Source organism: Dickeya sp. Secpp 1600 (assembly GCF_003049805.1).
Lineage (GTDB): Bacteria > Pseudomonadota > Gammaproteobacteria > Enterobacterales > Enterobacteriaceae > Dickeya > Dickeya fangzhongdai.
In genome coordinates this window covers 2,040,266-2,062,197 of sequence record NZ_CP023484.1, presented here as the reverse complement: position 1 = coordinate 2,062,197, position 21,932 = coordinate 2,040,266, and the positions used below count along the sequence as shown (strand labels likewise).

Annotated in this window: 13 protein-coding genes; 6 read left to right on the top strand and 7 right to left on the bottom strand. The window is 59.2% G+C overall.

What is annotated here, in order from left to right:
• Nucleotides 1-206: 206 nt before the first annotated feature.
• On the top strand, nucleotides 207-1,325 hold the full coding sequence (locus CPA59_RS09275; protein ID WP_159077933.1) for a hypothetical protein: 1,119 nt from the start codon (nucleotides 207-209) through the stop codon (nucleotides 1,323-1,325).
• 90 nt (nucleotides 1,326-1,415) lie between these two features.
• Here the strand turns inward: CPA59_RS09275 and CPA59_RS09270 are convergent, their stop codons facing one another.
• The 4 genes from CPA59_RS09270 to dinG all read right to left on the bottom strand — a co-directional run bounded on the left by CPA59_RS09270 (nucleotide 1,416) and on the right by dinG (nucleotide 7,966).
• A complete protein-coding gene (locus tag CPA59_RS09270; RefSeq protein ID WP_107759149.1) occupies nucleotides 1,416-3,281 on the bottom strand; it encodes a M3 family metallopeptidase in 1,866 nt (621 codons plus the stop codon).
• Nucleotides 3,282-3,379: 98 nt separating this feature from the next.
• Nucleotides 3,380-4,348 (bottom strand): DNA-binding protein YbiB, encoded by a 969-nt coding sequence (ybiB, locus tag CPA59_RS09265; protein WP_107759148.1) that lies wholly within the window; start codon nucleotides 4,346-4,348, stop codon nucleotides 3,380-3,382.
• Between the two features lie 176 nt (nucleotides 4,349-4,524).
• Complete coding sequence (locus tag CPA59_RS09260) at nucleotides 4,525-5,691, bottom strand: YfaP family protein (protein ID WP_107759147.1); 1,167 nt, start codon at nucleotides 5,689-5,691, stop codon at nucleotides 4,525-4,527.
• Nucleotides 5,692-5,860: 169 nt separating this feature from the next.
• On the bottom strand, nucleotides 5,861-7,966 hold the full coding sequence (gene dinG, locus CPA59_RS09255; protein WP_107759146.1) for an ATP-dependent DNA helicase DinG: 2,106 nt from the start codon (nucleotides 7,964-7,966) through the stop codon (nucleotides 5,861-5,863).
• Between the two features lie 212 nt (nucleotides 7,967-8,178).
• Here dinG and CPA59_RS23130 point away from each other — a divergent pair, with 212 nt between their 5' ends.
• Nucleotides 8,179-8,286: a membrane protein gene (locus CPA59_RS23130; protein ID WP_012770198.1), complete on the top strand. Its 108-nt coding sequence runs from the start codon at nucleotides 8,179-8,181 to the stop codon at nucleotides 8,284-8,286.
• A gap of 118 nt (nucleotides 8,287-8,404) precedes the next feature.
• Here CPA59_RS23130 and bglX read toward each other — a convergent pair whose 3' ends face one another.
• Nucleotides 8,405-10,723 (bottom strand): beta-glucosidase BglX, encoded by a 2,319-nt coding sequence (gene bglX, locus CPA59_RS09250; protein WP_107759145.1) that lies wholly within the window; start codon nucleotides 10,721-10,723, stop codon nucleotides 8,405-8,407.
• A gap of 1,175 nt (nucleotides 10,724-11,898) precedes the next feature.
• Here bglX and CPA59_RS09245 point away from each other — a divergent pair.
• Together CPA59_RS09245 and nifJ are read left to right on the top strand one after the other, a co-directional pair.
• Nucleotides 11,899-13,533 (top strand): NAD(P)-binding protein, encoded by a 1,635-nt coding sequence (locus CPA59_RS09245; RefSeq protein ID WP_107759144.1) that lies wholly within the window; start codon nucleotides 11,899-11,901, stop codon nucleotides 13,531-13,533.
• Nucleotides 13,530-17,105, top strand: coding sequence for a pyruvate:ferredoxin (flavodoxin) oxidoreductase (gene nifJ / locus CPA59_RS09240; RefSeq protein ID WP_107759143.1), 3,576 nt, complete (start codon nucleotides 13,530-13,532; stop codon nucleotides 17,103-17,105). Before CPA59_RS09245 ends, nifJ begins: the two co-directional genes overlap by 4 nt.
• Nucleotides 17,106-17,544: 439 nt before the next feature.
• Here nifJ and CPA59_RS09230 read toward each other — a convergent pair whose 3' ends face one another.
• Nucleotides 17,545-18,885 (bottom strand): aspartate aminotransferase family protein, encoded by a 1,341-nt coding sequence (locus CPA59_RS09230; protein WP_049854331.1) that lies wholly within the window; start codon nucleotides 18,883-18,885, stop codon nucleotides 17,545-17,547.
• A 400-nt stretch (nucleotides 18,886-19,285) separates the two neighbouring features.
• On the opposite strand from CPA59_RS09230, the gene CPA59_RS09225 reads away from it, so the two are divergent.
• Together CPA59_RS09225 and CPA59_RS09220 are read left to right on the top strand one after the other, a co-directional pair.
• Complete coding sequence (locus CPA59_RS09225; protein WP_071605195.1) at nucleotides 19,286-20,062, top strand: DeoR/GlpR family DNA-binding transcription regulator; 777 nt, start codon at nucleotides 19,286-19,288, stop codon at nucleotides 20,060-20,062.
• Nucleotides 20,063-20,158: 96 nt separating this feature from the next.
• Nucleotides 20,159-20,845, top strand: coding sequence for a glutathione S-transferase family protein (locus tag CPA59_RS09220; RefSeq protein WP_107759142.1), 687 nt, complete (start codon nucleotides 20,159-20,161; stop codon nucleotides 20,843-20,845).
• A 19-nt stretch (nucleotides 20,846-20,864) separates the two neighbouring features.
• On the opposite strand, the gene pbpG is transcribed toward CPA59_RS09220, so the two are convergent.
• Nucleotides 20,865-21,818 carry a D-alanyl-D-alanine endopeptidase gene (gene pbpG, locus CPA59_RS09215; RefSeq protein WP_038918729.1) on the bottom strand — a complete coding sequence of 318 codons (954 nt, stop codon included), beginning with the start codon at nucleotides 21,816-21,818 and terminating at the stop codon, nucleotides 20,865-20,867.
• Nucleotides 21,819-21,932 lie beyond the last annotated feature (114 nt).

Genomic DNA, 21,932 nt, shown 5'->3' with positions numbered 1-21,932 from the left:
TAACAGGCACTTTCATTGCGGATATCGCCAGACCAGTATAGGCACGGGCGGCTCCCGGCGCGAGAGAGCCGTACCGGTTTAGCGATACAAAATGAGTATGGAGAGTTGCCCGGCGGCCGGTTTACGCTGGAAATGACCTTGATATAACCGAGCGGGTGGCGAGGCGCGAAATTACGCTTGACCCAGGCCCACTACTAAAAGGTTATATGATGGATATCTTCGAGTATTTCTGTAATAAATGGCAGGACAAAGGCGCCCAATCACTGGGTAACAAATTCTATAATTCACTGGATTTAAATAACATTTCGCACGGCATCAACACGCTGGAGGAGATGCGTCGGGATGTCACCATCGCGGAATGCATCAGCATTCTGGCGCCCGAAGCCTGGTTTGCGCTGGATGTACATATCAACCTGCTGAATGAGGTCAGAGTGGGTACGAAACCTCAGGCGACACAATGTGAAGCCTTGGGACAAAAGCTATCAAGGGCAGGCAGTTATCTGTTCGCCTCACAGCCGATAGACACATACAGGAAACTGTATGACCACTTTGATGCTTATCTGAAAGCCGCCACCCCCTCCGCGCGTGAATTATCATCCATTCTCTTTGCGACGCCTGCCGTGACCACAAGCAGTGTCCAGGCGCCAGACCCATACGAAAAGGCTCTGCAATTGATCTCCAGCGACAAACCCGTATTGCTGCCTGCATTTGTGGCCGCCCGTTCGATACTGGCGCTGGAAAGTTTGCCGGTGACAGATCTGTCAAAAGACAAAACCGGCGACTATATCAAGCTTGCACTGGAAAAAGGGTCGGCCTACGTCGCCTCAAAAGGGCTTGGCGCCGTCATCGGGACAGTGAGTCCGTTGACATCCGGCGGCATGGTGCTGGCGCCCTGGATGGCCTTGAGCAGCTTCTCCGGCTACATGGAAAAACAGTCTCGCCTGTACGATATGCTGGAAATCATTACGCCATTGCAAATCACTAACGAAACGGTAAAAGACGGGCTCAAAACGGCCATTCACGACATCGATATCGGCGCCATGAAATCCGCCTTTTCCGTCACGCCTTTCGGGGTGCTGTTTACCGCTTACGATGGGATAAAGAAGTGTGCCGAACTGATTAACTTCAAAGCCAAAGATCACCAGAAGTTGGCTGAGTCGCTGCTGACGCTGGCGAAATCATGGAACGATAAATCCCTCAACCGACTGATGTGCCTGATGTTGCTATCTAACCTGTCCAAAAACATCGGGGACGTGATTACCGTACTCTGTCACCCCGACAGCCATGCCGCCGCCAAAGACGTTGCCGGCTGGCTGGAGCCCTGACCGGCAAGGTCGGCGTAATAACCGGCCTGAATCACCGTCTCCCGCGGCTTACGCTGCCGGGGGAGACGGCCTTGCCTGACGATTACTCGCTCAGGCGTGAGTCGGGTAAGCGTCTTCAATTACGCGAGCGAACGCCTGACACATGGCGTCGTCGCCGTCCTGGTTGTCCGCCAGCACCGCATCGCCGTCCACCACCCGGATACGGGCGTTAAGGTCGAAATCCGCCGCCGGTTGCGGGCGCGCCACGGCGGCGTCGATAGTCGCCTGCGCCTGCCGCCACGCCTCCTCCACCGTCAGGTTGCATTCACGGGCCAGATAATCCGGATTGAACCCTTCGCCGGTCAGGCTGCGCAACGTTTCATCATGGGTCAGGCTGTTGCCGGGCTGCCAGTAATGGCGCATCAGATCCGGTCCGATCGCCGGGTTATCGGTCAGGTAGCCGTCGCGCTGTTGGAAGAAATGCCGCGTTTGCTCCACCGCCATCATCGCCAGCAGATAGCCCTGATACGAACAGGCCGACTCCATCGACAGCAGATGCGGAATCGCCATGGTCGGACGCGGGCTGCCGTTGATGCCGAGAATGCGCAATTCGGTATCGCGCGCCAGTTGCAAAATCGCCTCGGGGGTACGTTCCGCGTCATCCATGCAGTACAGTTGCCATTCAAAATACGGCACCAGCAGAATATGGCGTTCGTTGAAGGCACGCATCGGCTGACGAGCACGGATATCGGCCTGAATCAGCGCATCGGGGATCGGTTCGCCCTGTGCGTTATGCGCATAGCGTTTCAGCCAGTCGGCATCCTGCAGCAAGCTATCGCAAAACATCGACTGAGTTTCGGCGTAGGCCATCGAGGTCGGCGGAAACTCCTGGGCGAAACAGGGCGCATTCTGGCGGATATTGGCGAAATGCGCCGCATGGCCGCCCTCATGGAACAGCGTGTTGATGCCGTTGGAGCCGCTGCCGACCTGATCCGGCTGCGCCAGACTGGTAAAGTTGATGCGCGCGGGCAACCACTGGCCCTGATCGACAAACGGCGGCACCGGCTGGTGCATGAAGCCGTTTTCATATTTGCCTTTGCGCACCAGCAGGTCGAGTTGCATCTGTGCGCCGCTAAAACCGATATGCAGGCGCTTGAAGCTGTTGACCCAGCGGGACAGCGACGCGGCGAACGGGAAATAAGGATCCAACTGGCGGGTAACATCGCCGGTGCTGGCGTAACGCACATTCCACGGCTGCAACGCCGCTTCGCCTTTTTCCGCCGCCAGTTGACGCAGGCTGCGCAGGTTGGCGTCACGCGTTTGCGCTTCAAAACGGTCCAGAATGGCGAACAGCTGTTCCGGCGTCATCCGCTCGGTTTTGTTCACCTTGTAATCAAAGTAGTTGCGATAGCCCATCTGGCGCGCAAAACGGTTACGCAGGCTGACCAGCGCCGGGAATCCGTGATTGACCAGCCACTGTTCCAGGTCACGCAGCGCCTGCTGCGAACTGCGGCGGCACTCCTCGTTATCATTGGTGGCCTGATTGGTCAGCAGCTCGCCCAGCGAAGCGGAAACCCGCTCGCCCTGCTCATTGAGGTGGGTGGGTTGATGGGTTTTACGGCGGGAAAACAGATCGTTTTCGGCGGCGATTAGCTCATCCATCAGCGCCTGAGCCTGCGGATCTTCAATCACATTGCAGTCAAAAAAGCGGTACCAGCCGCGCAAGCCGTGCAGCAGCGCGTCACGCGCCTCGCCGGCGGGGGCGGCCTCAACGGCGGCGAGGTGTTGCCGCAGTTCGGCCAGTCGGGATGATTGCGAGATAAAACGTTTCCAGGCGCTTTCCGCTTCAGCGAAACGGGCGGAAACGGTTTCGTCGCCGGTTCCCATATAACGCTGCCAGAAAAGATCCTCTTTGGTTTGATGCACCGCCAGATAATCGCGGTTCAGGGCGTCAAAATACGCCTTAGCCTGTTGCATGTGGTTGTTCCTTTCTTATATCCGTCCTACTTCGAGTCGCAGGCGCGTTGGCTTTCCGGCAACCCGAATTATTTTGGGTATATCGTTAATCGTTACGATCAACCCAGTCGTTTTCGTATCGTCGAGACCGCCTGCTCCATCGAGGCCGCCTCGCCGCTGCCGACCAGACAGCACGCCAGCTGCAGGCGAATCGCCTGTGGTATCGGCTGCTCGCCCGCCAGACAGGCCTCCGTCCAGCGGGCGGTGGTGGCGGCATCCTTCGCCGAAGGCAACGTCGCGCTATCTGCCACGACATCCTGCCGCCATTGCAGGATGTCCCGCTGTTGTTCACGGATAAAATGAATTTCCGGGCAGCGCTGCGGGTTAGCGTAGACCTCGCCTTCGGTGCCGTGCATCAACAACGCGCGGCCGTTAATGTCCTGAAAGAACGTGCCGACCCGGCCGACGTACTCCGGATGCGACACGCTCGCCAGCCGCAGCGCCGCCGACTCATCAAACGGCGTAGCCAGTTTGGCCAGCGTATGGGCGCTGTTGCGTACGCCCATACGCCAGCGTAGATCCAACTGACGCTCTATGGCGGGGCACAGCAGCGACACCGGCATAAATACCGGCTCGCCCCGATCGAGGCGCTGCTGTGCGGCCAGCGCGTCGTTCACCGGCGCGATGCCCAGTTCACGAAAAATCGCCTCGCTGGTGACACGGGTCGGGTCGTTGCTCACGCCGTGCACCACCACCGGCAGCCCCAGCCGGTGCAGCAGCAACGCCAGCAATGGCGTCAGGTTGGCCTGTTTGCGGGCGCCGTTATAGCTGGGGATAACCACCGGTATCGGACCGCCGGCCGGCGCGGACAGACGCAACGTCTGTTCGCTCATCGCCTGATAGAAACCGCGCATTTCGGCTTCGGACTCACCCTTGATGCGAAAGGCGATCAGCAGCCCGCCCAGTTCCAGCTCAGGCACCTGATCATTCAGTATCTGACCATACAGCTGATAAGCCGTGTCCTGATCCAGATCGCGCGCATGATTTTTGCCGCGGCCAACCTCTTTAATGATTCGGGTGTAATCCATGATGTGCTCTCATTGGTAAGGCGACGGTTAGACGGTGTCCCATAGACCGGGCGAGCCGATGACGCCCGTCATGGCAGGACAACTATTTGGAAACATAGCATGAATTTGTCACAGGGGAAGCGTGAAATCGCCGTTGCCGCCCCGGAGTCGGAGCGGCAAGAAAACGCGGTCAGCCGTTACAGCTTGCTTTTGATGCGGCTGATGGCCTGGTCGTAGCTGGCGCTGTCTTTCTGCGCTTTAGCCAGTTGATAATGGCGCAGGGCGTCGTCCAGTTGCCCGGCCGCTTCATAGATGCGGGCGATGTTATAGTAGGAGCTGGCGCGCACCGTTGCCGCGTTCGCCCCATCCGCCAGCGCGATCGCTTTACGGTTTGCCCAGATGGCTTCCGCGATGCGATCCAGTTTCTGGTAGGCCAGCCCCAGATTACTGTACGCCTGGCTGAACACCCCATCCTGCTCGATCGCCTGCTGGTAAAACGCAATCGCGCTTTCCAGATCGCCGCGACGATAGGCCTCTTCGCCCTGACGGTTCAGCGCTTTCGCCGCCGCCTGATTGACGCTGACCGCACCGGTCGCGGCCCGGCCGGACAGTTGGCCGCTCACCCCGGCAGCAACGTTATTGGGGTCCTGATAGCCGGTTTGTTTGATGGTGTTGATATCCTCAAAATCACCGTTCGGGTTCAGGCGGAACACCGTCCACAGGTTGCCGACCTGATTGCGCGGCACACTATAGGTTCTGACCAGCGATTGCCCGACGTAGACAAACACTTTCGCCTGACTGTTCGAGAGCGCGGCCTGATCCGGCTGATGAATATGCGTGTAGTCGTGTACCGCATACAGGTAGCTTTCGCCAAAACGCTTTTTCTCGATGGTGATGGTTTCCGGGCCGTAGCTGTCGATGTCATCCACATCCAGATTGGCGTCCGGCCCATTTTTATGTTCGAAGTAAATATGGCTGTTGCCATAGACCAGATGCGAATCGAGGTCGGCTGGGGTAGCGCCCCAGGTCAGCACGATGCGCATCCCGTCCAGATTTTTCATCACCGGGCTGATGGCATAAGTCAGGCCGTCGCACGGGCACTTGACCACCAGGTTGGAAAATCCCGGTTTTTTGATAATCAGCAAGGCATTCTCATCGGCGGTAAACGCCGGCGACAACTGCGCCTGTCCCTGGGTATTGGTACGCCCCACCGCCGTCTGTGCGCCGTCACGTTGCAGCAACACATCGGCATCGGCAATTTTTTTATCTTTAATGGTGGCGTCAAGCACTTCAATACTGACCGGCGCGGCCGAAGCCTGTGCCAGAAATAGCAGTGCGCCAAGCGCCATGATCTTTTTATTCATCACACATCCTTATCGAATCATCAAACGTCAGACTGTCTTGTACAAGCACCGCTGGCCGCGACGCGACAGGCGGCGCACAGTCTGTCACGCCACGGCCAACAGGCCGTGGCGGCGATATGATAGGGATTTGACGGCCGTTTGTCAGAAAAAATACATGAATAACAGCAGGCTACTTATCATCCGGCATGGCGCGCTGTTCGATGGGAAACACCGGCAAGGCGGCCAGTAGTTGAGCGCCGTAGCCTTTGGTCAGTAAGCGGCGGTCGTAGATGACGATTTCACCGAAACAGTCATGACTACGAATCAATCGACCAACCTGCTGAATCAGGCTGAATGAAGCGCTCGGCAAGCTCTGCACCACAAACGGGTGACGCTTGAGGCTTTTCAGCCACTCGCCTTCGGTGAGGATCACCGGGCTGTCCACCGGCGGAAAAGCAATCTTGTGGATATGCACCTGCGACAGCAGTTCGCCTTTGAGATCCAGCCCTTCGGCAAAGGATTGCAGGCCGATCAACACGCTGGTCTGGCCCTGTTGCACCCGCTGGCGGTGCAGTTCCACCAGCCGGTAGCGCGGCTGATCGCCCTGCACCAGCAGCATCAGCCGCAGGTCGGGCACCTCGGTGAGAAATTGCTGCATCGCCCGCTGGCTGGCGAACAGCATCAACATGCCCTTGTGAACTTCCCGCCGCAGTTCGGCACGGAAAAATCGCGCCATCTCGGCGAGATGTTCAGCTTCGTGCGCGATCAGCGGTTCATGGCGCATGCGCGGGATCACCAGTTTTCCCTGCTCGCGGTGATTGAACGGCGAATCCAGCGCGATGAAGGTATCGCCGTCTTCCTCGTCCAAACCGGACAGCTCTTTCAGGCGGGAAAAACTGTTGAGCGAGCGCAGCGTCGCCGAGGTGACCACCACATGCGACAGATTGCGCCACAGCAACCGGTCCAGTTGGTCGCACACGCGGATACCGGCGCAGTGAAAATACAGATGCAGTTGATTGTCGCGCCGTTCCCGTAGCAGCCATTTCGACACCGGCGCGTTAGAGGATTTCTCCAGCGCCGCCAGCCGCCATAACTTGCCCTGCGCTTCCCAGTAACCACTCAGACGGCTGATGCGCAGCATCGCCTGATGCAGCTTGACCACATCATGCTTGCCGGTTTTTTCCGCCAGGTCGTTGAGCAGGTATTCCGCCAGCCCGCGCAGGCTGTCGGCAAGCTTAAACAGCCGACTGCAGCACTCGCGCATCTCTTCCGGCAATTCCCCCATCGGGAAACGGTAATCGGCGTCCGGCTGGGCCGGCGGCAGAAACAGGCTGCTCAGCCGTTCGAACAGTTGCAACTGCTCCCGTATCTCGCCGCAGTGATCGCCCAGCCTGTCGGGCTGCATCAGCCGCGGCGGCGATTTAGGCGGAAACTGCGCCAGGCAGAGCCCCACCTGCTGAATCAGCTGATCCATCTGGTGCTGCACCGCGCTGACCGTCACCTCGCCGGACATCTCCAGCGCGTCGCGCGCCACATCCGGCACGTGATGGCCTTCGTCCAGCACCAGCAGCATGTTTTTCGCCTGCGGCAGCACCGAGTCGCTTTCCATCGCCGCCATGACCAGCGCGTGGTTGGTCACCACCACATCGGCGTCTTCGATTTCCCGGCGGGCGAGAAAGAACGGGCATTCGCGGTAATAATGGCAGTTGCGCCCCAGACAGTTGGCCTTGTCGGTACTGATGCGTTGCCACAGCGCGTCGCCGATCGATTCCTGACAATGGTCGCGCAAGCCGTCCCAGGCATAGCTTTGCAGCGCCTGTTGCAACCGGGCGCTGGTGGTTTGTTCCTCGCGGCTGGACGGCAAGTGGTCATCCATAAACAGCATCAGATCGCCCTGCGCCGACGCATCGGTCGCCATCGCCGCCAGATTGCGCGGGCACACGTACCGCCCGCGACCAAACGCCGCGGTGAATTTCAGTTCAGGAATAAACTGACGCAGCAGCGGCAAATCCTTGTTAAAAATCTGATCCTGCAACGCCACGTTGGCGGTGCTGATCACCAGCGTTTTCAGCTCCGCTCGCCCGACGGCAATGCCGGGTATCAGGTAGGAAAGCGTTTTACCCACGCCGGTCGGCGCTTCAATCACCAGATGACGTTGGTAGTCGCCCGCCAGCGCTTTCGCCACTTCGGCGATCATCTGGCGCTGTGGCGCACGGGAGACAAAATCGGGAATCTGCTGTTGCAGCGCTTTATACCAGTCGCCAATCTGCTGCTTTAACGCGGGGGTAAGGGTCATGCCATCTCACTGTCGTTCAATCTGGCCGGTATTGTCCCACAGACCGGCGGCAACGTCAGCAGCCATAATTGTGACGTTGTCACATTCATCCTGATATTGACGGATAGTGCGGTTGGCTTGTATCCGGTGCAGGAGGCTCTATAATCGCCGGAACTTAATCATCACCGGAACGTAACCATTTACCGGCCGGGACGTAACAAAAGGATAACCGGATGAATATCAAAAAACTGGGGGTTGTCAGCCTGTTTGCGCTCTGCGCGTTGGGCGGCATCGGCGGCGTGATGCTGGTGGGTTATATCATTATCGTGCACGGCGGCTGACGCCAAACCGGTCGGGTCCGGCCGCCCGTGGCGGCGCAGCCGGTTTTCCTGCCCGGCCCCGGGGAATCATCGCAGGGGCCGTCGTTTATCTACAGCATCGAGTGACATCACCAGACGCTTACAGCAAGGTAAAGCTGCCGGTTTTCACGCGCTGGGAATCCAGCCCGATCATCACTTCAAACTTGCCCGGTTCCGCTACCTGCTGCATCTGCGCGTTGTAGAACATCAGATCCTGCGGCGACAGGGTGAAGGTCAGGGTACGGCTTTCACCCGGCTGCAGCATGACTTTCTGGAAGCCGCGCAGTTCTTTCACCGGGCGGCTTACCGATGCCACCACGTCATGCAGATAAAGCTGCGCCACGGTTTCCCCGGCGCGTTTGCCGGTATTGGTGACCGTGACCGACGCTTTAATGCTGCCGTTACGCTTCATCGTCGGGCTGGAGAATTTCACGTCCGACACGTCAAAGGTGGTGTAACTCAGACCGTAACCGAACGGATACAGCGGCCCGTTAGCCTCGTCAAAATAGTGCGAGGTGTACTTGTTGGGCGCTTGTGCCGAATACGGACGACCGGTCGGTAGCTGGTTGTAGTACATCGGGATTTGCCCCACCGAGCGCGGGAAGGTCATCGGCAGCTTACCGGACGGGTTGTAATCGCCAAACAGCACATCGGCGATGGCGTTGCCCCCTTCGGTACCGCTGAACCAGGTTTCCAGCAGCGCGTCCGCCTGCTGATCTTCACGGCTCAGGTCCAGCGGACGGCCATTCATCAGCACCAGCACCAGCGGCTTGCCGGTGGCTTTCAGCGCGGCAATCAGCGCCTTTTGCTCCGGCGGAATGGTGATTTTGGCGCGGCTGGACGCTTCGTGCGCCATCCCCTGCGATTCACCCACCACCGCGATCACCACGTCGGATTTCTTCGCCGCGTCCACCGCTTCATCAATCATCGCCTGCGGCGCGCGCGGGTCGATTTCCACCGACTGGTCATACTGGTTAAGGAACTGGACCAGACCCGGGTGATTGGTGACATTGGAACCTTTGGCGTAATAAACGCGGGCGTTATACCCCACCGCCTTGCGGATCCCTTCGTATACCGTCACCGCCTGCGCCGGACGACCCGCGGCGGACCAACTGCCGATAATGTCGCGCTTGCTGTCGGCCAGCGGCCCCACCACCGCGATGGCGCCGGATTTTTTCAGCGGCAGGACATCAAGACGGTTTTTCAACAGCACCAGACTGCTGCGCGCCACGTCACGCGCTTCTTCGCGGTGCAGGCGGCTTTCGGCATTGGTGTCCACCGGGTCGGAACCGACCGGGCCGAGATGGTTGTACGGGTCCTGGAACAGCCCCATATCGTATTTCATGTTCAGCACCTGGCGGCAGGCGTCATCAATGTCCTTCATGCTGACCAGCCCGCGCTTGACCAGATCCGGCAGATAACGCACGAAATACTCGTCGCTCATGCTCATGCCGATACCGGACTGCACCGCGATGCGCGACGCATCGCTCGGGTCCGCCGCCACGCCGTGCTTGATCAGCTCCTTGATGGCGCCGTGGTCGCTGATGGTGATGCCTTTAAAATGCCACTGGTCGCGCAGCACGTCTTTCAGCAACCAGCGGTTGGCGGTCGCCGGCACGCCGTTGATGGAGTTGAGCGACGCCATCACGCCGTAGCTGCCCGCGTCGATCGCCGCTTTGTACGGCGGCATGTAATCCTGGAACATGCGCTGCGGACTCATATCGACGGTGTTGTAGTCACGTCCGCCTTCCGCCGCGCCATACAGCGCATAGTGTTTCACGCTGGTCATCAGCGAATGACGGCCGGTCAGGTCATCGCCCTGAAAGCCTTTCACCATGACGCGGGCGATTTCGCTGGTCAGATAGGTATCTTCGCCAAAACCTTCGGAAACACGGCCCCAGCGCGGATCGCGGGTGATGTCCACCATCGGCGCCCAGGTCATGTTCAGGCCATCTTCGGTCGCTTCATAGGCAGCGATCTTCGCCGACAGCGCCACGGCGCCCATGTCCCAACTGGACGCCAGCCCCAGGCCGATCGGGAACACGGTACGCTGGCCGTGCACCACGTCATAAGCAAAGAACAATGGAATCTTCAGGCGGCTGAGCTGCATCACCTGATCCTGCATCACCCGGATGTCCTGCCGGGTGACAGTATTGAAAATCCCGCCCACCTGACCGTTGCGGATCATTTCGCGAATGGCGTGTTTCGGGTTATCCGGGCCGACGCTGATCAGACGGAGCTGCCCAATCTTTTCATCCAGCGTCATTTTTTTCATTAAGTCGTTAACGAAGGCATCGCGCTGTTGCTGGGCGGAAGCCGCCTCCGGCGCAGTCTGTTGCAGCATAGAACCGGGCGTCTGCGCCCAAAGCGGGCTACAGGCCAGACCGACCGCAAGCGCCAGTGAAGTAAACCATTTCATTATTATTGCGAATTCCTTGTGCAGCTGCCGGTTAGGGAACGACAACCTGCCCGCTGATAGTGACAAGACAAGGCGGCTAATGTGCCACAAAACCGTCAGCGGAAAAATGGATATCGCGTATTTCCCGTTACGGATGTGATGTTGAACAAACACAATAATGACAAAACACGATGATGGCCTTAACGCAATGCTGCGACCGTTGCGAAAAGAAGCGGCACGGCCTGCCTGTAGCGTCAACGGCGAATGCCGCAACCACAGACGCCACGGCTATCTTCTCCATACGGTAAGTTGCAGGTACGGTGACGTGACTACCTACGCTATCCATCAGCCCTGCCCCTGAAGAGCCACGCGTTTCACTGTTCAAATCGCCCAGCACTTCCTGTGGCTCGAATTATTGGGGATAGACTCATCAATGTTATTCATTCCCATTTTCAAATGAAGAATGGTCCCCATCTCATTTCTCTCATGCATAGCAATATATATCGCCTTCTCCATCGAACGAGTTGGAGTTTGTAATAATGCACAGATCATCTGACAATCATCAGTTGAATCAGGCGGCAATAACATCGGTCAACCACGGGATATCCGGGGAAATACAACATACCTAAAAATTGAATTATCACGATTTCAATTGGAAATATACTAAACTATACAACGATCACTTTCAACCCAGATAAATAATTAGCAATCAATAATAATCATCATTTGTAAAATGAAATATTATTCCACATAAACATACAGTTAAAATAATTATCCAGTGTAAAACGCCAGAAATGGCATGATAAATAAAAATACTCCCCTTCTGGTTTCACCCAGTCAATATGCGTCAAGTGGTCTGTCATCGACTGCCCGACACAGTCGATTAGCTTATATTTGATCTGCCTCATTTATTGATTATTCCGACGGCGTAATCTTGTCTCAACATTATTTTAATAATCGCAAAATTATTCACCTATTTCCCGACAACGCGACCGAAACCGGCCACGTGATTGTCTTTATTTATGATTAATCCTGTTTTCGAAATTGTCCCTGTTTGCGAATCGTCCCTGGTTGAACATTGCCCTTCGCGCATTATCCCCCGCAAAGGCGCGCCACACCGCGGACGGCAGCACACAGTGACATGGGAAGCCCCACATATAACAACGAGTCAACATTGGACGTAGAGAAGCAATACGATGAGCAACGTAAAACACGATATGACGCAGCCGCCGGACCTGAAGGTAACCTCAGGCACCGGTCCGGTACGCAGTAAACATCCGGTCTATCAGGATTCCCTGCCCCCGTGCAATCATGCCTGCCCCGCCGGCGAGAACATCCAGTCCTGGCTGTCGCTGGTGCAGGAACAGCGCTATGAAGAGGCGTGGCAACGCCTGATCGAGAATAACCCCATGCCGGCGATCCACGGCCGCGTGTGTTACCACCCGTGCGAAAGCGCCTGCAACCGCCTGCAGGTCGATCAGTCGGTCAGCATTCATGCCGTCGAACGTTTTCTCGGCGACATGGCGCTGGAACAAGGCTGGACGCCGCGGATTACCGCGCCGGACAGCGGCAAAAAAGTCCTGGTGATCGGCGCCGGCCCGTCCGGTCTGTCCTGCGCCTGGCACCTGCGCCGTCTTGGGCATCAGGTGGAAATCCGCGAGGCCGGGCCGATGGCCGGCGGCATGATGCGCTTTGGCATCCCCGCCTACCGCATGCCGCGCGACGTACTGGATAGTGAAATCCGTAATCTGCTCTCCAGCGGTATTACCCTGACGCTGAACCACAAAGTCGAAGATGTGCTGCAGGAAAAACAGCAAGGCGGTTTCGATGCGGTCTTCATGGCTATCGGCGCCCATCTGGCGAAGAAAACCGATATTCCGGCGCGCGAAGCGGGCAAGATTCTGGATGCGGTCAGCTACCTGTCGGCGGTAGAGCGCGGCGACGCGCCGAAGCTGGGCCGACGGGTCGCCATCTACGGCGGCGGCAATACCGCGATGGATGCCGCCCGCACCGCCCGCCGCCTGGGCGCCGATGAAGCGATGATTATTTATCGTCGCGACATCGAACACATGCCGGCGCACCGCTTTGAAGCGGAAGAGGCAATGGAGGAAGGGGTCAAAATCAACTGGCTGCGCACCATCCGCAATATCGACAGCACCACCTTCACCGTGGAAGAGATGGCGATCGATGCCAACGGCCGCCCGCAGCCCACCGGGCGCTTCGAGACGTTACAGGCCGATAGCCTGATTCTGGCGCTGGGCCAGGATGTGGACACCCGCGTGCTGGAGCGCATTCCCGGCCTGACCATCCGCCCGGACGGTATCATCGATGTCGATGAACACATGATGACCGCGGTAACGGGTATCTTTGCCGGCGGCGATATGGTGCCGTCGGAGCGCACCGTCACCATCGCCACCGGGCACGGCAAAAAAGCGGCGCATCATATCGACGGCTGGCTGAGGCGCCAGCCTTACCATAAACCGGCCAGCGGCTCGGTTCTGGAATATCCCCATCTGCACCTGTGGTTCAATACCGAGGCCAACGCCAGCAGCCAGCCGGCGATCGCCCCCGAACAGCGCGGCGGTTTTGACGAAATCATCGGCGGGCTAAACCGTGAACAGGCCACCTATGAAGCCACCCGCTGCTACTCCTGCGGCAACTGTTTCGAGTGCGACGGCTGCTATGGCGCCTGCCCGGAAAACGCGGTGATCAAACTGGGTAAAGGACTGCACTACCGTTTTGATTACGACAAATGCACCGGCTGCGAAGCCTGCTACCGGCAATGCCCTTGCCATGCGATTGAGATGAATGCCGAGGAGGTGGCGCAATGAACCAGCAAAATGAATTTGTCATGGTGGACGGCAACGAAGCCGCCGCCTGGGTCGCCTATAAAGTCAGCGAAGTGTGCGCCATCTACCCGATCACCCCCAGCTCCACTATGGCGGAACTGGCGGACGAATGGGCCAGCAAGCGCCTGAATAACATCTGGGGCAACGTCCCGGACATCATGGAAATGCAGCATGAAGGCGGCGCCGCCGGCACCGTGCACGGCGCATTGCAGGCCGGCGCGCTCAGCACCACCTTTACCGCCTCGCAGGGGTTGATGCTGATGCTGCCGAACATGTACAAAATCGCCGGCGAGCTGACCAGCGCCGTGTTCCACGTCGCGGCGCGCTCGCTGGCGACGCAGGGGCTGTCGATTTTCGGCGACCATCAGGACGTAATGGCGGCACGCACCACCGGTTTCGCCCTGCTCTCCAGCGTTTCGGTACAGCAGGCGCAGGATATGGCGATGATCGCCCACAGCGCGACGCTGGAAGCGCGGGTGCCGTTCCTGCATTTCTTCGACGGCTTCCGTACCTCGCACGAGGTTAACAAAATCAGCAAGCTGAGCGATGCGCAGATTCGCGCCATGATCGATGACGATCGGGTGCGGGCCCACCGCGAGCGCGCGCTCAACCCGGATAAACCGGTGATGCGCGGCACGGCGCAGAATCCGGACACCTACTTTCAGGGGCGCGAGAGCGTCAACCGCTTCTACGACAGCGTGCCGGGTATCGTCGAACGTCACATGGCGCGTTTCGCCGAGCTGACCGGCCGCCATTACGGGCTGGTGGACTATCACGGCGCGGCGGACGCCCGCCACGTGGTGGTGGTGATGGGTTCCGCGTCGGCCACCCTGTGCCAGGCCGCGGATCGGCTTAACCGCGAGGGCGGCCGCTACGGCGTACTGACCATTCATCTGTACCGGCCGTTCCCGATGGACGCGCTGCTAAAAGCGCTACCGGCCAGTGCCGAGGTGGTCACGGTGCTGGATCGCACCAAAGAGCCGGGCGCGCAAGGCGAGCCGCTGTATCAGGACGTACTGGCCGCGCTGGTGCATAGTCTGCAACAGGGCCAGCGCCTGTCGCTGCCGCGCCTGAGCGGCGGGCGTTACGGCCTGTCGTCGAAAGAATTCACCCCGGCGATGGCGCGTGCGGTATTCGAGCAGCAACAGTCAGCGCAGGCGAAACCGACATTCACCATCGGCATCCATGATGATGTGACCGGCCTGAGCCTGCCGTGGGACGAAAGCTGGAAACCGGAGCCGGACGAACAGATCCGCGCGCTGTTTTTCGGCCTCGGCGCCGATGGCACCGTCGGCGCCAACAAGAACAGCATCAAGATCATCGGCGAACAGCCGGAATTCTACGCGCAGGGCTATTTCGTCTATGACTCGAAGAAATCCGGCTCGCGCACCACGTCGCACCTGCGTTTCGGCCCGACGCCCATCGATTCGCCTTACCTGATCGGCACCGCCAACTTCATTGGCTGCCATCAGTTCAACTTCGTCTATACCGTCGACATTTTGAGCTATGCGCTGCCCGGCGCCACCTTCCTGCTCAACAGCCCCTACCCGGCGGACAGCGTCTGGTCTTATCTGCCGCGTGAGATGCAGCAAACCATTCAGCAGAAACAGCTCACACTCTACGTCATCGACGCTGCCTCGGTGGCGCACGACGTCGGCATGGGCAACCGCATCAACACCATCATGCAAACCTGTTTCTTCGCGCTCTCCGGCGTGATGCCCAAAGAGAAGGCCATCGAGCTTATCAAGAGCAGCATCCGCAAAACCTACGGCAAGAAAGGCGACGACGTGGTGCAGAAAAACTTCCGCGCGGTGGATGAGACGCTGGCGCACCTGCATCAGGTTACGGTGCCGCAGGGCGACGGCCCATCGGTCGATCAGGGCTGGACGCTGTCGGAACAGGCGCCGCGCTTTGTGCGCGAAGTGACCGCGGAGATGATGCTGGACCGCGGCGACCGTATCCCGGTGTCCATGCTGCCGGTGGACGGCACCTACCCCACCGGCACCACGCGCTGGGAAAAACGCAATATCGCGCTAGAGATCCCGCAGTGGCGCGACGACCTGTGTATCCAGTGCGGCAACTGTTCGTTTGTCTGCCCGCATGCGGCCATTCGCGCCAAGTTCTACCATCAGGACCAGCTTGATGACGCGCCGGACGGATTCCGCTCCGCGCCGATCAGCGCCCGCGGCTTTCCGGAAACCCGCTACACCCTGCAAGTGTATCCGGAAGACTGCACCGGCTGCGGATTGTGCGTCGAAGCCTGCCCGGTACGGCATCACGAAGGGGAAACCGAGGTCCGCGCCGTCAACATGGTAGACAAACTGCCGGTGCTGGCGCAGGAAAAAGCCGCGCTGGGCTGGTTCGAACAACTGCCCTGGCCGGACCGCGCCGCGGTGGATTTCTCCACCATTCGCGGCGTGCAGTTCCTTGAGCCGCTGTTTGAGTTCTCCGGCGCCTGCAGCGGCTGCGGCGAAACCCCGTACCTCAAAACGCTGACCCAACTGTTCGGCGAACGCATGATGGTGGCTAACGCCACCGGCTGTTCCTCCATCTATGGCGGCAACCTGCCCACCACGCCGTGGGCGCACAATCAGGAAGGGCGCGGCCCGGCCTGGTCCAACTCGCTGTTTGAAGACAACGCCGAGTTCGGTCTTGGCTTCCGGCTGGCGGCCGACAAACATATGGAGATAGCGAAAGCGCAGTTGCTGGAATCAGCGTCGCTGATTGGCGCCGATCTGGTTGACGATATTATCCGCGCGCCGCAGCAGACGGAGAGCCAAATCGTCGCGCAGCGCCGCCGCCTCGAACAGGCGCGCGCCAAACTGGCGGAGCAGCAGACTCCCGCAGCGGAATCGCTGTTAAGCCTGATCGACCATCTGGTGCGCCGCTCGGTGTGGATCATCGGTGGGGACGGCTGGGCCTACGATATCGGCTCCTCCGGGTTGGATCATGTGCTGGCGTCCGGACGCAACGTCAACGTGCTGGTGATGGATACCGAAGTCTACTCCAACACCGGCGGGCAGATGTCCAAATCCACGCCGCTTGGCGCGATGGCCAAATTTGCCGCCAGCGGCAAGACCATGGCGAAGAAGGACGTGGCGTTGCAGGCCATCGCCTATGGCGACGTCTATGTAGCGCGCATCGCGTTCGGCGCCAATCCGCAACAAACGCTGGAAGTACTGCGCGAGGCCGAAGCCTACCCCGGGCCGTCGCTGATCATCGCCTACAGCCACTGTATTGCCCACGGCATCGATATGCGTCAGGGGTTGATGCAGCAGAAACGGGCGGTGCAGGCCGGCCACTGGCCGCTGATCCGCTACAACCCGGTGCTGCGCGAACAGCACACCAACCCGTTCCAGCTCGACAGCCTGCGGCCGACCCTGCCGTTGTCTGAGTACCGCAAGCACGAGACGCGCTTTAAGGCGCTGATGCGTGCGCACCCGGAAGACGCGGAACGGATGATGGCGACGGCGCAGCGGGTGGCGCGGCAGAAATGGGCCAACTACGAGACTATGGCTCGCCGGGACGAAACCGCCTTCCCGGATACCCACTAGGCGAAAAAAACCGGCGCACAGCGCCGGTGAGGCTGTTGACAAACAGCCTTGTTGTTTGTGTTATCGTCGATTTATGTCAGAACGGTGCAACGTTTCGTGCTGAATGACATCAGTTATCCCTTTGCAGCATCAGCGCACGCACGACAATGAGAGGCTCAGACGCCGCCTCTCCTTGACCACTGGCTGAATGGCTAAACTACGCCGCTAACGCGGTGCCTTCGGCGTTCGACTTCGCTGTTCGGGCCACCCGTGACGCGTTCCAGACGCGACACGGGCTTTCGCGACGTCCTGTCGCTCACCCGGCGAAGTCACCCACCTCAGCACAGTTTTTGACGCCAGAAAAATGCTTCATCCTGTACTTAAGGACTTTGTCAGCAGTCTGACCGGCGCACAGCGCCGGTTTTGATTTTTCAGCGCACCGAGCGCCGGGGCGAAGACTTCAGGAGGCGGTGGCGCTCAGCGCCTTGTCCAGCGCGCCGACCAGCCAGTCGATGTCGTGCTCCTGAAACGCCAGCGTCGGACGCAGTTTCAGCACGTTGCCGTGCGGGCCGGCCACCGATGTCAGCACCCGCTGTTCACGCAGCTGTTCGATCACGTTCAGCGCCCGCGTTTTATCCGGCGTCTTGTTGTCGCGATCGCTGACCAGTTCGAAACCGATAAACAGCCCGGCGCCGCGGACATCGCCGACGCTGGCATGGCGATCCGCCAATCCGGCCAGCTCCTTCAGCAGCCGTGCGCCTACCACCTTGCTGTGCTCCTGCAATTTCTCTTCACGGATCACCTTCAGCACCGCCTGCGCCGCCGCCATCGATACCGGGTTGCCGCCGAAGGTGTTGAAATAGGGAATTTCGTCGCTAAACGCCGCCAGCACGTCGGGTTTCGCCAGCAGCGCCGATACCGGAATACCGTTGCCCATCGGTTTACCCATAGTGATGATGTCCGGCACGATGTCATGACGGGCAAAGCCCCAGAAGGCGTCGCCGGTGCGGGCAAAGCCCGGCTGCACTTCGTCGGCGATGAAGATGCCGCCGTTGGCGTGCACCACATCGATAGCCGCTTGCAAATAACCGGCCGGCCCCGGCAACACGCCATCGGAGGAGAAAATCGAATCGGCGAGGAAACCGGCGAATTTGATGCCGTGAGCGGCCATGTCATCGATCTGCTTCTGGATTTCATTGGCGAACCAGACGCCCAGATCCGGCGCGTCCACGCGGTAACGGTCCGGCGCCGGCACCAGCCGGGTGGTCGCGGCAATCGGCTGACCGCTGCCCAGCGCCGGCGACGCGCCGGAGGTCAGCTCGCTGGTGCCGTGATACGCCTCGCGAGTGACGATAATCCCGGTGCCGCCGCTGTAGGCGCGCGCCACCCGAATCGCCAAATCGTTGGCTTCGGAACCGGTACACATGTACATCGCTTTGGTGATCGCCTGCGGCACCAGCGTCAGCAGGTCCTCGGTGTAATCAAGAATGCGATCGTGCAGGTAGCGGGTGTGGGTGTTGAGCTGACACATCTGCGCGTGCACCGCCTCAATCACCGCCGGGTGGCAATGACCGATGCTGGCGACGTTGTTGTACACGTCCAGATACTGATTGCCCGCTGCATCCCACAGATATTGCTTCTCGCCGCGCACCAGATGCACCGGGTTGCGGTAGAACAGCCGGTAAGAATCGCCCAGCACTCTGCCGCGTTTTTCCGTCAGCGTGCGGATGTCGTCTGTCAGTGCCGCCGCATGTTCCGCACGGAAGCTGTTGGTATCCATGATGGTTGAACGTGTCGCCATGATGACTCCAGATGAAAGTAATGTACCCAACGCGTAATGGCCACCGGCTCTCCGGCGCCGCTTGATGAACATACCCTACACCAAAAGCAACAAAATACACAAATACAAAAATACGCACTATTTACGGCGTGAAATTCACCAAAAAAGTGCATCAGCACCGTAGACCACACGCCAATCCACTGCGTTACCGCTCAATAAAAATAAATTTAAAAACAAACAAATAACTCAAAATCGTTCGGTGCCGCCTGTTTCCCCACGCTCAATTGCCAAAATCTGCACACCTGTTATGCTGAAAAGCACAGATTTACACAAACCGACTTATTATCTGTCGAACCTGATCGTCCGCCGCCTTGCCGTTATAATGGCGGCGACCGACACCTGACCGAGAGAATGCCCGCTGATGCTTGAAGAAACCCGCCTGCACCGTATCCGCCTGCTGCTGTCGTCCCTTAACCGGGTCACTACCGACCACATCATTCAGCATCTGGGGGTGTCGCGGGAAACCGTGCGGCGTGATGTCCTTAAACTGGAAGCACAGGGCGTGCTGCGCCGGGTGCACGGCGGGATCGTCGCGACCGGCGCCGAACCGGAACCGCCGCTGTCGGTGCGCAACACGGTGCGGGAACAGGAAAAGCTGGCGATTGCCCGGCTAGCGGTTCAGCAATTAAAGGCCGGTCAGACGCTATTTATCGACGCCGGCAGCACCACCACCCTGCTGGCCGGCGAGCTGCTCCCTCTTCCGGGCATGACCATCATCACCAACAGCCTGAATGTGGCGTTGAAACTCACCGCCGGCGACGCTGACGAGCGCTTGCCGCACGACGTGATTCTGCTCGGCGGGCACATGGGCGCGTCCGCACAGGCCACCAGCGGCGCGCTGACGGTAACGGAAATCCAGCGCTACCGCGCCGATATCGCGCTGTTGTCGCCGGTCGGCATCGCCAGTCAGTCCGGCGCCAGCAGCTTCTCCCATCATGAAGCGGCGATTGCGGGGGCGATGGCGCGCTGCGCCAGACAGCGCATCATGCTGGCGGACCACAGCAAGGTAGGCGTGACCAGCCGCATCCTCTATGCCGCCCCCACCGACATCGACATGCTGATTACCGACGGCGCCAGCGTCCACAATGCCGATTACCCGGCGTTGCAGTCGGCGTGCGGACAGGTGCTGCTGGCCTGAGACGGTTTTCCCGCCAATCAGGCGGTGCCATGCCGCTGATTTCATGGTAAATCTAGACGATATGGTTCACCGCCTTATCTCTCCACGGAGGAAAACATGTATCAGTTGCACATCGCCAACAAAAACTATTCATCCTGGTCGTTGCGTCCCTGGATCCTGCTGAAAGCGCTGGATATCCCGTTTGAAGAGGTGCTGACTCCGTTTGCGACCGGCCCGGTTCAGACGGCCTTCAAAGCCTTCTCGCCGACCGGCAAAGTGCCTTGCCTGACGGATGGCGATATCACCGTCTGGGATTCGCTGGCTATCACCGAGTATCTGGCGGAAAACCACCCGTCGGTCTGGCCGCAGGATAACGCCGCCCGCGCCTGGGCGAGAAGCGCCGCGGCGGAAATGCATTCCGGCTTCGGCGCGCTGCGCAACCAGTGTTCGATGAGCTGCGGCATACGTGTGAAGCTGCACGCCATCACCCCGGCGTTGCAAAACGATGTCGCCAGGCTAAATCAGTTGTGGCAGGAAGGCATACAGCGGTTTGGCGGGCCGTTTCTGGCGGGCGCGCAGTTCAGCGCGGTAGACGCGTTTTTCGCTCCGGTGGTGTTCCGGGCGCAGACCTATGGCCTGGCGCTGGCCGGCGAGGCTGAACGTTACGCGCAGCACCTGCTGGCGCAGCCGGCGATGCAGTTATGGTATCAGCAGGCGCTGGCGGAAACCTGGCGCGAAGCGAGTCATGAAGAAGAAGTATCGGAATGGGGTCAGATCGTGCAGGACTGGCGGGCGGCGCCGTAACGCCGCCCTATCCTGTCGGTTATTCGTCCACGGCGGCCGTCACGTCGGCGCCGTGCGGCTGGCGTGACGCCAGCGATTTCTGTTTCTTGTAGCTCAGCGCCGCTTCCGGCACCGGGCTGACCTTGCCGGTTTCCAGCCAGTTACGCAGGCGGTTGGCATCGGCGAAGTGGGTGAACTTGCCAAATGCATCCAGCACCACCAGCGATACCGGCCGCCCGTTGATCACCGTACGCATCACCAGACAATGACCGGCCTGATTGGTAAAGCCAGTCTTGGTCAGCTGGATGTTCCAGTCCTGACGATAGATCAGATGGTTGGTGTTGCGAAACGGCAGGCTGTAGGACGGCTGGGTAAAGACCGCTGTTTTTTCATGCGTGGTGCTGAGCTGGCTCAACAGCGGATACTGTTTGGAAGCGATCAGCAGTTTGGTCAGGTCGCGGGCGGTGGAGACATTGCTGGTCGACAGCCCGGTCGGTTCCACATAGCGGGTATGCGTCATGCCCAGCGCTTTCGCTTTGGCGTTCATCGCGGCGATAAACGCCTGATAGCCGCCGCGATAGTGGTGCGCCAGGCTGGCCGCCGCGCGGTTTTCCGACGACATCAACGCCAGCAACAGCATGTCGTGGCGACTGATTTCGCTGCCCAGACGCACGCGGGAATACACCCCTTTCATCTCTTTGGTCTGGCTGATATCAACGGAAATGCGTTCGTCCAGCGGCTGATTGGCATCCAGCACCACCATGGCGGTCATCAGTTTGGTGACCGAGGCAATCGGCACCACCACATCCGGATTGGTGGAATAGAGCACCTCGTTATTACGTAAATCCACCACCATCGCGCTGCCGGAAGCAATCTCCTGGCGGGATGTGACATGTTGTGTCGCGGGCGTTTTGGCGACGGCCTGCGGCGCAAACCAGACAGGCGCGGAAAGCAACAGCAGGCTTACAGCGGAAAGCCGAAATTTTTTATTCATTATTCAATAGCTTAAACAGTGTACTGTTAACTGAAAAAAGAGAACGACGCATTATAATGCGCCCCAGGAAAGCGTGCACTCCGCCGGCCGAAAAAGCTTTGTGACAAAGTTTGA

What these genes read in the sequence shown, in the direction of transcription:
- CPA59_RS23130 (WP_012770198.1), top strand. Translation starts at nt 8,179, where the DNA reads ATGAATATCAAAAAACTGGGGGTTGTCAGCCTGTTTGCGCTCTGCGCG.
- pbpG (WP_038918729.1), bottom strand. Translation starts at nt 21,818, where the DNA reads ATGAATAAAAAATTTCGGCTTTCCGCTGTAAGCCTGCTGTTGCTTTCC.
- CPA59_RS09220 (WP_107759142.1), top strand. Translation starts at nt 20,159, where the DNA reads ATGTATCAGTTGCACATCGCCAACAAAAACTATTCATCCTGGTCGTTG.
- CPA59_RS09245 (WP_107759144.1), top strand. Translation starts at nt 11,899, where the DNA reads ATGAGCAACGTAAAACACGATATGACGCAGCCGCCGGACCTGAAGGTA.
- CPA59_RS09270 (WP_107759149.1), bottom strand. Translation starts at nt 3,281, where the DNA reads ATGCAACAGGCTAAGGCGTATTTTGACGCCCTGAACCGCGATTATCTG.
- CPA59_RS09275 (WP_159077933.1), top strand. Translation starts at nt 207, where the DNA reads ATGATGGATATCTTCGAGTATTTCTGTAATAAATGGCAGGACAAAGGC.
- CPA59_RS09260 (WP_107759147.1), bottom strand. Translation starts at nt 5,691, where the DNA reads ATGAATAAAAAGATCATGGCGCTTGGCGCACTGCTATTTCTGGCACAG.
- CPA59_RS09230 (WP_049854331.1), bottom strand. Translation starts at nt 18,885, where the DNA reads ATGGCGACACGTTCAACCATCATGGATACCAACAGCTTCCGTGCGGAA.
- nifJ (WP_107759143.1), top strand. Translation starts at nt 13,530, where the DNA reads ATGAACCAGCAAAATGAATTTGTCATGGTGGACGGCAACGAAGCCGCC.
- ybiB (WP_107759148.1), bottom strand. Translation starts at nt 4,348, where the DNA reads ATGGATTACACCCGAATCATTAAAGAGGTTGGCCGCGGCAAAAATCAT.
- bglX (WP_107759145.1), bottom strand. Translation starts at nt 10,723, where the DNA reads ATGAAATGGTTTACTTCACTGGCGCTTGCGGTCGGTCTGGCCTGTAGC.
- dinG (WP_107759146.1), bottom strand. Translation starts at nt 7,966, where the DNA reads ATGACCCTTACCCCCGCGTTAAAGCAGCAGATTGGCGACTGGTATAAA.
- CPA59_RS09225 (WP_071605195.1), top strand. Translation starts at nt 19,286, where the DNA reads ATGCTTGAAGAAACCCGCCTGCACCGTATCCGCCTGCTGCTGTCGTCC.